Origin of the sequence: Solitalea longa (assembly GCF_002920915.1) — a bacterium.
Classification (GTDB): domain Bacteria; phylum Bacteroidota; class Bacteroidia; order Sphingobacteriales; family Sphingobacteriaceae; genus Solitalea; species Solitalea longa.
The window spans coordinates 1-13724 of record NZ_PQVF01000003.1 but is presented as its reverse complement, the minus strand read 5'-3'; the positions used below and the strand labels follow the sequence as shown (position 1 = coordinate 13724).

The window sequence follows — 13724 nt, the reverse complement described above, 5'->3', positions numbered from 1 at the left end:
AATTCAGATCTATGAAAAACGGATAAAGCATCATATGCTTTTAATTTACAAAAACTACTTTACTCTTATAACTTAAAATTGAGATTAGTTAAAACAAAACTGGTCTTAGGAGCATCACAAATTGGGCAGCAATAAGAGTCAGGTAAATCATTAAAAGTAGTGCCTGGTAATACATCCCCTATTTCGTCGCCATAAGTGACATCATAAACACTAAGGCACTCTTTACATTGGTAAACTTCTACTAATTCATCATCCTCTTCCTGTTTAACTTCTTCAATTTTAAAATGCTGGTTAAAGTCATTATTTAAACCCTTCTCTTCATAATAAAATCGACTTAATTCAGCCAAATATTCATCCATATCGGTTAACAGCACCCGGCTTTTATAAACAATGTAGTTTTTGGAGTTGGCATTAAAATTTGGAGTATATAAAATATCGAAGCGATCAGACGTTTTCGTTTTTGACTTTCTAACGTTATGCAGTTTTTTAATAACAACAGAGCCAAACAAGCCGGTACGAGGCTGGGTTTTAATGGCAAAGCATAAGCCATGCGTTTTCAAATCGATACTATCGAATCTGCGGGCCAGGTATTTTTTTATGGTTAGGCCTTCGGCCGAAAGATCTTCCACCTGCCAATTCAGCTCATTGGAAGCATGTCGAACATTAATCTGATGCTTACCTAAAATATAACTCCAGTATTTTTGATCCTCCGGCTCAATGCCTTTAACAATGATCGATTTCCAGGGAGTAGTATAAATACGACCAATTTTGGTTTTAAGGCAGATCGCACATATATCTTTTAAAAAGTCGATAGAAAAAAGTTCATCGCGTCGATAAACGCCCAGCCATATCTTTTTTCCGTAGTTATTAAAACCTTCGTAATACGGCAAGGCAAATTCAGGCATTTCCAATTCTTCCTCCGTTTTACGAAATGCAAAATTATGCTCCCTCTCGATCAACGCCTGTAAAAACTCCCCGTTAGCATTTGTTTTTTCGTAAAACAATTCTTTGTTGGCTAAAATGGCTGATTCTATGGCTTTAGCTAACTTTGCAATATCATCAGTATAAATCAATCCATCCCACTGATAATTCACCGAAACTTTAGGAAATCGAATGAACAAATGCCAATAATTAGGAACAGCGCTTGAAATAAAATTGATATTTCCGGTAAAAAAAGGCACCAGGGTTTGAGTGCTGTCAACCAAATTAATTTTCAGTTGAGGTCGATAATCAAATGAATCCAGCACATCCGCGTAAACACCTTCGGTAAGCCAGTCTGGCTGATTAAACACTTCATCAGTTACATAAGAGCTTACAATATTGGGGTATTCATCAAAATCGATCTCATAAAACAAACCCGAATTATCGAGCTCTGTTACAATTTCAGAAATTTTTGAATGCGGCAGGTTTATATACAATTGCTGCCGTACGCTCATTTGTACCTCTTTTACACCAACAACTTCAGCCGCCTTAACAATTGTCCGCAAGTCGCCGGCCGAAAGTATTCCTCCGGGCAAATTGATTTTTACCGTGCTTTTTTTACTTGCCATATTAAACCTCCTCTGCTATTTGAGCCATCAGTTCATCTAATATTTGTTGTACTTGCGGCCGACAAGAGCCACAGCCGGTTCCGGCACCTGTAACAGAGCATACCTCTTTTAGCGTTACACAGCCTTTTTTAATCTGCTGCTGAATATTACCTATACCCACACTATTGCAGCTGCAAACCAGCTTGCCTATAACCGGTTCGGTGGATTTACCGCTTCTTAACAGGCTCAACCGTTTTTCGCTTAATTCGGTACCATTTGCAATGAGCCCTTTGTACTCTAAAAACTCATTTTTATCACCTATTAAAATGGCGCCTACCAATTTATCTTCGTGGATGATACATTTCTTATAATACCTTTTTGCAAGGTCCTTAAATACGATCTCCTCATAATTATCATCATTTGGCGGACATTCAACCATACCCATACTGCAAAGGTCAAACCCATGAACTTTGATAATATTCATTAACAATGTTCCATCGTAGAAACTGGCAATATCGCCGTTCAGGTAATTGGCAACTACTTCAGCCTGTTGTTCTGCCCCGGCAGTTATTCCGTAAAGCATATTGTTAAACTCAGCGATCTCACCTATGGCAAAAATATTTTCATCGGAAGTTTGTAGGCGCTCGTTCACAATAACACCTCGTTTATGTTCCAAACCGCAATCTTTGGTAAGTTCAATATTAGGGGTGGTACCAATTGCATATACAATCGCATCGCAATTAATCGTTCTGCCACTTTTCAACCTTATTCCGGTTACTTTAGTTTGACCATTTATCACCTGCACTTCATCGTTATAGTAAATATCGCAGCCCTGATCAATCATTTCTTCATGCAGCAGCATGCTACCAATGGTATCGAGCTGCCGGTCCAAAAACCTCGAACTGCGCTGAATAATAGTAGGCTTAACATTTACCTCTGTTAATGATGCCGCCAATTCGAGTCCCAGCAAACCTCCGCCAACAATTACAACCTGTCCGCCTTTGGGCAAATAATTAATAAAACTGTCTGCATCTATTCTGCTGCGCATGGTAAATATTCCTTCCAGGTTTGGGAGGTTTTTAGGAACAGAAGGGCGGCTTCCTGTAGCCACCAGCAATACATCGTAGTCCGTAGCCTCGCCATTCGAATCGGTTATAACTTTGTTCACTCGATCAATATGTACAACCTTAACCCCTTTTCTAAAATCAATCAGGTAATCAGGTTCTTCATCTTCTTTCATTTTTATCAACTGCTGCCAGCTTTGCGCGCCCGAAATATAATCTGGCAACATCACACGGTTATAAAACGGAAACTTCTCCGCACTGAAGATCACGATCTCATCCGTTTTGTTCAGCTCGCGGTACGACTTAACAAAACCAAAGGCACCCGCTCCTGCGCCAATTACAACAATGCGTTGTTTTGGCTTACTGTACTTACTAACCTTAACTGCACAAAACTTAAAATCAGGTTCTTTAGAAACAGGATCCACCAAGTTGTTGGTAAGATTATTTGCCCGGTTTAAATCACTATTGAGCACTTTACCCCAGTGCATAGGCAAAAAAACTACTCCTCTTTTTAATGCATTGGTTAGAGAAGCTTTTATTTGCACTTCTCCCCTTCTGGAGTTCACCGATACGATGTCTCCATCTTTTATCTGTAATGAAGCGGCATCATCAGGATGAATTTCCAGTAAAGCTTTGGCCAGATGTTGCTTCAGCTTATTCACCTTACCGGTTTTGCTCATGGTGTGCCATTGGTCGCGGGTACGGCCAGTGGTTAGTATCAAAGGAAAATTGTCATCAGGTTGCTCACTTGCAATTGCGTCACCTACCGAATGAATAATCGCTTTTTTTGAAGGTGTTAAGAAACGATGATCCTCAAACAAGCGTTTCGATTCCGTTTGGATTGAATCTTTTGGAAATGGCCATTGCACCGTTTTCAATCCTTTGATCAATTCATAATTTAATCCCGATACATCAATGGAGGTACCGGAAGTTAAAGCGGCATGTTCTTCATACACGTCAGCATCATTTTTAAAATCGAAACCTGAAAAACCCATTTTTTGTGCAAACCGACAAATAATCTCCCGATCCGGCAGGGCTTCGCCAACCGGTTCCAAAACTTTAGCGAGATGACTGATGCGACGTTCGGAGTTGGTCATAGTACCCTCCTTTTCCAACCAGGCGGCTGCAGGAAGAATTACATCAGCATACGCCAGCGTTTCCGGCTTATTGCTAATTTCCTGAACCACCACAAATTTTGCTTTTTTAAGGGCTCGCTCAGCCTGCCTAACATCGGGCAGGCTTACCAACGGATTGGTACAAATGATCCAGATCGCTTTTAGTGAACCATTTTCAAGGGCTTCAAACATTTCCGTGGCTGTAAGTCCCGGCTTTTCAGAAATTGCAGCTCCTCCCCAAAACTCCTGTATTTCTTTACGATGCAAAGGATTATTCAGGTTACGGTGAGCCGGCAAAAGATTCGACAAGCCACCTACCTCTCGTCCACCCATTGCATTGGGCTGGCCGGTTAATGAAAACGGTCCTGAACCTGGCTTCCCAATATGTCCGGTGATAAGGTTAAGATTGATCAAACTCAGGTTTTTATTTACGCCAATAGCACTCTGATTTAAGCCCATCGTCCACATGGTTAAAAAACCCTTCGCAGCACCAATATAAGCCGCCGTTCTTTTAATATCATTTAGGGACACCCCACAAATTGAAGCTGCTTCAGCAACTGTACGTTCAAAAACCTGTTCCTTGTAACGTTCAAATCCTTCGGTATTATTTTTTAAAAATTCACTGTTTATCCGGCCATTCTCAATTAACAAACGACCAATAGCATTATTCAGCGTAACATCGGTTCCGGGGTTTATCTGCAAATGAATATCGGCAACAGAACAACTGTCAGTTTTGCGGGGATCCACAACAATTATTTTCACATTTGGGTTGGCTGCTTTATGCGCCTCCACCCTGCGCCAAATAATCGGATGACACCAGGCCGGATTGGCACCGGTTACAAAAAAGCAGTCGGCGTGTTCAATATCATCATAGCAAACAGGAACACTATCTTCGCCCAAAGCCATTTTGTAACCCACAACAGCACTACTCATACATAAACGAGAGTTTGTGTCAATATTGTTGCTGCCAATAAAGCCTTTTATAAGTTTGTTAATTACATAGTACTCTTCGGTAAGACATTGCCCCGAAACATAAAAGGCAACCGAATCAGGACCATACTTATCAATAAAGGTTTTAAAAACTGCTGCTGTGCGATCGAGGGCATTGTCCCAACTGACGCGTTGCAATGGCATATTTTTATTAAAACGCATTTGCGGGTAAAGCAACCGATCGCTGCGATCGTTTACGGTGTAATGTAAGTTCATGCCTTTACTGCAAAGCATTCCCTTATTTACCGCGTGGTCAGGGTTTCCCTCAACATCTACCTTCCCATTTTTAGTTACACTTGCCAGAATACCGCAGCCAGTGCCGCAATAACAGCAAGTAGTTTCAAAGGTATTTTTCTTCTTTTCCGACATAGTACCCAAATTTCGTTTTCAATTATTTTGTTATGCTCCGGCCATCTTGCTATCCAAAACGTAATCTTCGCTTACCTTAGGTTTAGCAAAACGAGTAAATAGCACCAAACACGACACAGCAATAACTACATAACCTATATAAACAAATGCCTGTTCGTAGCTAATCGACTCTGATTTAAACAGAAATCCGAATAACATACCTCCAACATTCCCGCCCGCGCCAACAATACCGCTTACCAAACCCACATTTTTTTCATTTACAAAAGGTGTGATAGAATATGTGGCACCATTTGCCATTTTAAGGAACATGGCAAAACCAAGCATGGAGATAATCGCCATTACTAATGATCCTGCCTGTGCAAAAAGAATAATTCCCACTCCTTCTAACAGCAGCAAACAGGCAAGTAAAATACCTTTACCCCTTATTCCGAATTTCAGGTTCACCTTATCGGCGGCAATGCCACCTAATGCTCTTGCAAACAAATTCATAAAGCCGAAAATACCTGCCCAAAAACCGGCAGATGATTGAGAAAGGTGAAATGAATCGGTAAAGTGGAGAGCGGCAACTCCATCGAAAGTGATTTCCATACCAAAGCAAACTGAGTAAGCCAATGCTAATGACCACACTCTCCAATCGGCTAAAATGCTCCAATCGGTTTTCGAAGAAGTTTTATGTGTTCTGTTAAGTTCGCTGAAATTACCTTCGGGTGTATCGGTTGTGTAGTTATAATATAGGTAAGCCATAACCAGGAGCAACACCCCAGGAAAGATCATTGCATAGCGCCAGGCTTGTGATGAAGTATAACCGAAACCAACGATCATGGCAAAGATCAGTGGCATTAACATGTTGGTTACTCCACCGCCCAAATTACCCCACCCCCCTGCAACAGCATTTACCGTTCCTTTAATTTTGGGGGCAAACATTATCGAAGTATGAAACTGGGTAATAACGAACGAAGCTCCAATTACACCAATAGCCAACCGGAACAATAAAAACGTAGTATATGAATGGGCTAAACCCACCAACATCACCGGTAATGAACCAATGATCAATAAAGTAGTATACGTTTTCCTTGGGCCCCAGGTATCACACAGTTTACCTATAATTAACCGGGCAAAAATAGTAGCCGAAACAGCCGCTATAATTGTATTACCCACCTGTGCTTTAGACAAACCAAGATCGGTTCGAATAGTTGGCATTAAAGGAGCCAGTCCGAACCATCCGAAGAAACAAACAAAAAAGGTTAACCAGGTGATATGGAACGTTCGCATTTGAACGCCTTTAAAGGAAAATATATTCAGTTTTGTCAGGGGTTTTGTGTTGAAGTTTTCCATGTTGATTTTTTTGAGGTAATTAATTAGGAGGGATTATTATTTGACGGACGCTTGCTTGCTGAAAATAAACTCAGGCTTTATACTGACCGACAGATAGGCCCACTGCGCCGTTTTATCGAAGTTTGCTGTTGGCATCGTGGGAGATTGCCCTTTAGCATATGGCATGGCATCGGTTGCAAGCATAACTGAGTATCCAAAATCGAGCGTGGTGAATTTATTCAGGTTGCAACTTGCTGTTAAGTCAAACTCATCGCCCAGATTTTTTTGTGTGGTAGCGGCCATTTCATTGGCTACCTCAAAATGGTGGTAATCCAAAGCAACTGAGTAGATCTTTTCGGTGAACTTAGATTTGATGTAAGCATTTTTTAATCCCTGCGCCGGAGAACCGGTTGCTGCGTAGAAATAATCCATGTAGCCCCAAAACTTGTGCGGGGTTCCGTAAAGCGGATCAAAGCGTTTGCTTTCTGTTGATGGGGTTGAAGCTTTATTTCCTGATAAATAGTCGAAACCAGGACCGATGCTAAATCGGCCTTTATTAAAAGTGGCAAATACACTGTAATGATAGGCATTCAGATCACGGTCATCACGATCTTCTCCCGACTGTTGGTAGTAATTCAACTGAAGCTTAACCGTACTTTTATTAGCTGTTATCGGAAAGCTTTGCACAGCCATAAGCCCATAAGTTAAGCGACTGGAAGAACCTTCAACATCGAAATATCTGCCGTACACAACACCTCCGTTCGTTTCAACGATGGCGGCGCGGTACTTTCCAAACTTATCATTAAAGAACAATGCCGAAAGCTTGGTATTGTTAAACGATTTGCTCAGGTAAACACTGGCAAACTTTTTATAATCCTGTGTGCCCCCGTTTGTTGTGGGCGGATTGGTGTACGTGGGATTTCCATTGGCCGCACTATTTCCCGAAGCATTGGTTAAAGGGACCATTCCCTCGGGCGTAGGTACCAGCACTCCCTGATCATTTTTTATATACTGCGGAACATTACCGGGAACATAATTGTTACCCGACATTTTTTCGCTGTTTTGATTATAGGCATAGCCTAAATCGAGTTGCCAGCCTTTATGAACAGCTTTTAGTAAAGCCATGTCGAATCGACGGCCTTGTTGCGTCCAATCGAGGTTGCCAATTAATCGGGCATCATCATAGATCAGTTCCTGACGACCAATTTTAAATGAAAGAAAATCTAGGAGCTTGAACTGGTTGGAAGTATCGGCTTTATTCGCCAAAATAACTTCGGCCCAACCTTCGTGCAACATCAGCTTATTACCATCCGAATTGCTAATGGTTGAAGCATCTTGTCCCCATACCCTCACATCCTGAATACTGCCTCCCACCACCAAAAAATTCCACTTATACCCAAAGCCTAAGCGGGTTCGTTGCGAAATAAAGTCGGCTGATTGAGCACTGGAAGGTAAAAGATTGGAAAAGCCATTTCGGTATTCAGCGCGTGCCCGTAGTTGTGCATTTAGCGTCAATTGGGCGAAAGAATTTGTAGTTGCTGAAAAAATCAGAATGAGAACAAAAACGGCAGCAAATAATCTATTTTTTAAATACATTTGGCACTGGTTTTAAGTAATTAACAGATCTTGAAACTTATTTCCCCAATACAGACTGCAATTCTGGGTTGGGGTTTTTCTTTTCATCAGATCTTTATTCCAAACTCACATATACCTTCCCGTTTTCAACTTTAATCGGATATACTTTTATTTCTAACTCATCATTACTGAGGCATTTTCCGGTTTGCAGTGAAAAGGTATTCTTATGAAACGGGCAGGCCACTTTAGGTTCACAGTTATCGCCGGCGCTTCCTATCATTCCCCTCGAAAGCACCATTTGTTGTTTATGAGGACATAAATTTTGAGTTGCATACCACTCATTTCTTCTTGCAAAGTTGAAAACGGCAATTTGTACATCTTCAACTTTTACACAGGCTCCTCCATTTTCGGGAATATCAGTGGCATCACACACCATAACCCATTCACAGGCTGTCATTACATCTTGATTCATAGCAGTAGTTTTTTAGTTAACAGAATTATCAATTACCATTGAGTAGCCATTACCTGGTCTCTTAATGGTTCGAAAGAAACGGTAGGGTCCTTTACTTCAGGTGCATTAACAAAATGGCTGAATTTCTTTTTCATCTCATCGTTTTCCACCACTTCGAGCCACTCGCATTTGTAGTTTTTGATCAGTAATTCCATTTCGGCCTCCAACTCTTCAGCAACGTTCAAACTGTCATTCACTACCACATTCTTCAAATAGCTCATTCCACCTTCCATCTTATTTAACCAGGTTGCGGTACGGGTTAGCGGATCAGCAGTTTTGATATAGAACATCAGAAAGCGATCGAGGTATTTGATACAGGTTGCGCTATCAATATCGGCAGCCAGCAATTGAGCATGCTGCGGTTTAGAACCACCATTACCACATACGTACAGATTCCAGCCTTTTTCAGTGGCGATAATTCCAAAGTCTTTTGATTGTGCTTCGGCACACTCGCGGATACATCCGGAAACGCCGCCTTTTAATTTATGCGGAGAGCGTAAACCCTTGTAGCGATTTTCAATTTCAATGGCAAATGAAACACTATCATGTAAACCAAAACGGCACCAGGTACTTCCAACGCAACTTTTTACGGTACGCAATGATTTACCGTAGGCATGGCCACTTTCAAAGCCTGCATCTGTAAGTCTTTTCCAAATCAATGGTAAATCATTCAGATGTGCACCGAACATATCGATACGCTGACCACCGGTAATTTTGGTATAGAGGCCAAATTCTTTTGCGACTTCACCGATTACGATCAGCTTTTCGGGAGTTATTTCACCACCTGCAATACGAGGTACTACCGAATAAGTACCGCCTTTTTGAATATTTGCTAAAAAACGGTCGTTACTATCTTGTATAGTGGCTTGTTTTAAAATCAGATCATTCCACAGGCTTGCTAAAATACTGGCAACAGCAGGTTTGCACACTTCGCACCCGTCACCTTTTCCAAAAGTATCCAGCACCTCATCATAATTTTTAATATTGTTTATTTTGATGAGATCGAGCAGTTCCTGGCGCGAAAAGTTAAAATGCTCACAAATTACATTTTTAACGTATTTGCCATTTTCCTTCAGCGTTCCATTGATCAGGTCTTTCACCATTGGTACACAACCACCGCAACCGGTACCTGCTTTAGTGCATTTTTTCATACCATCAATGGTGGTGATCTCCTGATCAATTACCGCCGAACAAATAGTACCTTTTGTAACGGCTTCACAAGAACAAATAAGAGCATCGTCAGGTAAACTTATTACACCAGCACCTTCAGCAACCGCACCTCCCCTGACTCCCAATATCAGGTCCTCAGGATTTGGAGGCAACACGATCTTGTTGTTTACTGTTTGCAATAACATATTGTATGCTTCAGCATCACCTACCAAAACGCCTCCCAACAGGTGTTTCCCATCTGTAGTCATATTAATACGTTTGTAAACACCTTTGTTAGAATCTTCCAATACAATGGTCTTACAATCAGGCTCGCAGATAAACGGATCTCCAAAGCTGGCCACATCCACACCAATTAATTTAAGTTTGGTGCTCATATCATAGCCTTTAAATCTTTTTTCAATATCACATAAATGTGAAGCAACAATGTCGGCCATTTCATATCCGGGAGCCACCAGCCCGTAGATCATTCCATCAAACAAGGCACACTCGCCAATTGCGAATACTTTTTCATCAGATGTTTGCATGAACTCATTTACCACAATGCCTCCTCGAGGACCAACCTCTAAACCGCATTGTTTTGCCAATTCATCACGCGGGCGAATACCTGCCGAAATCACCAGCATATCCAAACTCATTATAGTATCGTCGGCAAACTGCAAGCCTGTAATTTCTTCATCCCCTAAAATTTTAGAAGTATTTACATTCAGGTGCACCTGCAGGCCAAGTTCTTTTAATTTATTTTGAAGCAACTTACTGCCGTTTTGGTCGATTTGACGCGGCATTAAACGAGGGGCAAACTCTATTACATGAGTTTCTTCAATGCCCAGGTCTATTAAGGCTTTAGCGGCTTCCAATCCTAAAAGTCCACCACCCATAACCACACCTTTTTTAGCAAACTCAGCATGTCTGCTCATTGCCTCCAGGTCTTCTATAGTTCGATAAACAAACACACCTTTTTTATCAATACCCGGAAGATTAGGAACAAACGGTGCCGACCCGGTTGCCAGAATTAAATAATCATAAGATTGAATGAGGCCTTTTGAAGAGTAGATGGTTTGGGTTTCGCGGTTAATTTCCTTTATTGGATCGCCAAGGTGTAGCGTTATGTTATTGTCGGAGTACCAGCTGATGTCAGCCATGCTAAGATCATCAGCTGTCTTCCCGGAGAAAAATTCACTTAAATGAACCCGGTCATAGGCAACTCTCGGCTCCTCTCCAAAGACAATTAAATTAAATCTATTGGATTTGGCCAGTAATTTTTCACAAAACTTATAACCAACCATCCCATTTCCAACAATTACTATATTTTTTGTAGATATTTCGGACATATTCAGTTATTTTTTAGTTATAAAAGAGAATTTTTATCTGATTTCATATGTTTTTATATCGATTATTACTAAAACGTTATAAAAAAGTAAATATTAAAGCAATTATATGATGTTAATTATGATTTACAATTGCTTATTGATGTAAAAATAAAATAAAATATCTTTAAAATCATAAAAAAATTAAAATAAAATATTTCAATATGCTATTTTAGCCAAATAAACAGAGAAAACAAATACGTTTATTTACAGTTTTATCAATAACACTTAAACAAAAATTGATTTTACTGAATTTTTCATACAAAAAACTAGAAAACACATGAATTCAGGAGCAGAATTAACAATTATTGGCGCAGGACCTGGCGATCCGGAGCTAATTACACTAAAAGCGGTAAATATTTTAAAGAAAGCAGACGTAATTTTATATGACAACCTGATAAATCGGGTTTTACTGAATCATGCTAAAGATGATTGTGAAAAAATTTATGTGGGCAAACCTCCTTATAAAGAATACACCCCACAAGAACGAATTCATGAGCTCATAAAAGAAAAGGCCATTAACAACAAACTGGTTGTACGCTTAAAAGGTGGAGATCCCTTTATTTTTGGGCGGGGAATGGAAGAAATCATCTTCGCGAGACAAAACGGAATCAAGGCAAACTACATACCCGGAATAACCAGCATGCTGGCAGTAGGAATGTCAGACATTACACTAACACACCGAGGCATCAGCGAAGGTATTTGGATCATTACTGGCACTAAAAAAGATGGCTCATTATCAAAAGATATTCAGCTGGCCATGCAAAGCAATACCACTGTGGTTATTTATATGGGAATGAAAAACCTGCCAGCCATTGTTAACGAATGCATTAAATGCGGAAAAGGTGAAACTCCTGCTGCATTAATACAGCACGCATCCTTACCTCATATGAAAATTACCAAAGGCTGCATAAAGGATCTTGAATCACTTGCAAAAGAGCGCGAGATCTCTCACCCTGCATTAATTGTTATAGGAGAAGTAACCAAAATAGAGACCCAATTTGCAGTTTAATCGATTATCATTGTATATTAATCCACAGTATCAAAAGAGGTAGTATAAATGAAGAAAAGTAAAGATCTGTGCGATGTAAAAAGTTGTTTTTTATGTTCATTATGCGTGAAAGAATGGCTACCGGCTGTAGAAATTCATAAAAAAAACCTTGACTATAAAAAAGGGGAACTTATTTTCGGTGAAGGTGATGAGGTAAAAGGCATTTATTTTATTTATAAAGGAAAAGTCAAGGTTCATCAAAAATGGGGAGATGACAAAGAACTAATCATCCGATTTGCAACATCAGGAGGAATTTTTGGACACCGGGGAATTGGCAAAGAGAAGAACTACCCAGTTTCAGCAACGGCATTAGAGCCCACTACCGTTTGTTTTATTGAAAAAGAATTCTTTTTGTCTTCATTAAAAGTTAACCCCACATTAATGTTTGAACTAATGATGTTCTATTCAAATGAATTGCAGGAATCAGAAAAAAGAATGAAAGACCTTGCACACATGTCAGTAAAAGGAAGGGTAGCAAGCTGTCTTCTATCTTTAAAAAACACCTTTGGGTTGGATGAAGAGAATTTTCTGGATGTTACTCTTAGCCGACAGGATATCGCTTCATTTTCCGGCACTACCTATGAAACCGCTTTTCGGGTAATGAATGAACTGGTTACCGAAAATTCGGTTAAGGTAATCGGCAAAAAGATAGCACTCTTAAATACTGAACACCTGCAAAACGTAATTGAACGCGAGTCGAAATAAGATAATCAGCTAAAAACCCTTAAAAACCAAAGCATCCTCAACTCTGCTAAAAAGAACTATGAATTAAACTTAAGCCTTTTTCATATTCAACGGCTTAATAAGCTCCAATAAGCACCTAAAACTTTTCATTTAAAAACCGTAGCATTTTCTAAACAATTAAGCACTAGCAATAGCAGATCAAACCTAGGGAGAAAAAATAAGAAAAAACGCAGAAAGACAACACTCCTAACTGCTTTTCATCTAAAAACGATCGCAAGTTGTACAATGTGGCATAAAATTATCAATACTGTTAATATAATTTAACAATATAAGGTGGTTTTTAGAGGGTAGGATAAGTAATTAAATGATCACTTAGTAAAATTTGCGCTTATGAGAAGGACAAAAAAAGAATTCGAATTCAAAACTAAACATGCTGTAATTTTCGCCATTGTTGCCATTTTCTTTATGGTAAGTTCGTTCACTAAATGGTAATTCAAAGCAAAGAAATGCATCAGTTACTCACCTGATAGTAAAAAAATGAGCTGCCCAATAAACCAGGCAGCTCATTTTTTATTGTATTCCATTTATAATCATCCAGATCAGTTTCAGAATTGCAGTTTCGGCAGAACCAAAACTGTTTAAACAAAAAAGCCCAACCATTTTCATGATTGAGCTTTTTCCGTCGGGGTGGCAGGATTCGAACCTACGACCTTCCCGATCTATCGAGACTGCGATACGGTTCAAAAATCATAAAAAACAAAAAAGCCCAATCATTTTCATGATTGAGCTTTTCTTTTCCCGTCGGGGTGACAGGATTCGAACCTATGACCTTCCCGATCTATCGGAACTGCGATACGGTTCAAAAATCATAAAAAACAAAAAAGCCCAACCATTTTCATGATTGAGCTTTTCTTTTTCCGTCGGGGTGGCAGGATTCGAACCTACGACCTTCCCGATCTATCGGGACTGCGATACCGTTCAAAAATCA

At 39.9% G+C, this 13724-nt stretch carries 8 protein-coding genes; 2 read left to right on the top strand and 6 right to left on the bottom strand.

Annotated elements, in window-relative coordinates; translation table 11 throughout:
* Positions 1-65: 65 nt before the first annotated feature.
* The 6 genes from C3K47_RS04375 to nirB form a co-directional block, all read right to left on the bottom strand.
* On the bottom strand, positions 66-1550 hold the full coding sequence (locus C3K47_RS04375) for a rubredoxin (protein ID WP_103787905.1): 1485 nt from the start codon (positions 1548-1550) through the stop codon (positions 66-68).
* Position 1551: 1 nt separating this feature from the next.
* The gene (locus C3K47_RS04370) at positions 1552-5067 is read right to left on the bottom strand and encodes a nitrate reductase (protein ID WP_103787904.1); all 3516 of its coding nucleotides are present in this window, start codon (positions 5065-5067) and stop codon (positions 1552-1554) included.
* Between the two features lie 30 nt (positions 5068-5097).
* On the bottom strand, positions 5098-6402 hold the full coding sequence (locus C3K47_RS04365; protein WP_103787903.1) for an MFS transporter: 1305 nt from the start codon (positions 6400-6402) through the stop codon (positions 5098-5100).
* A gap of 36 nt (positions 6403-6438) precedes the next feature.
* Positions 6439-7977: an alginate export family protein gene (locus tag C3K47_RS04360; RefSeq protein ID WP_103787902.1), complete on the bottom strand. Its 1539-nt coding sequence runs from the start codon at positions 7975-7977 to the stop codon at positions 6439-6441.
* Between the two features lie 94 nt (positions 7978-8071).
* Positions 8072-8428: a nitrite reductase small subunit NirD gene (gene nirD / locus C3K47_RS04355; protein ID WP_103787901.1), complete on the bottom strand. Its 357-nt coding sequence runs from the start codon at positions 8426-8428 to the stop codon at positions 8072-8074.
* Between the two features lie 32 nt (positions 8429-8460).
* Entirely contained in the window at positions 8461-10965 is a 2505-nt protein-coding gene (gene nirB / locus C3K47_RS04350; protein ID WP_103787900.1) for a nitrite reductase large subunit NirB, read from the bottom strand.
* Between the two features lie 316 nt (positions 10966-11281).
* On the opposite strand from nirB, the gene cobA reads away from it, so the two are divergent.
* Both cobA and C3K47_RS04340 read left to right on the top strand, forming a co-directional pair.
* Positions 11282-12013: a uroporphyrinogen-III C-methyltransferase gene (gene cobA / locus C3K47_RS04345; protein WP_103787899.1), complete on the top strand. Its 732-nt coding sequence runs from the start codon at positions 11282-11284 to the stop codon at positions 12011-12013.
* A gap of 48 nt (positions 12014-12061) precedes the next feature.
* The gene (locus tag C3K47_RS04340; RefSeq protein ID WP_103787898.1) at positions 12062-12757 is read left to right on the top strand and encodes a Crp/Fnr family transcriptional regulator; all 696 of its coding nucleotides are present in this window, start codon (positions 12062-12064) and stop codon (positions 12755-12757) included.
* Positions 12758-13724: the final 967 nt, after the last annotated feature.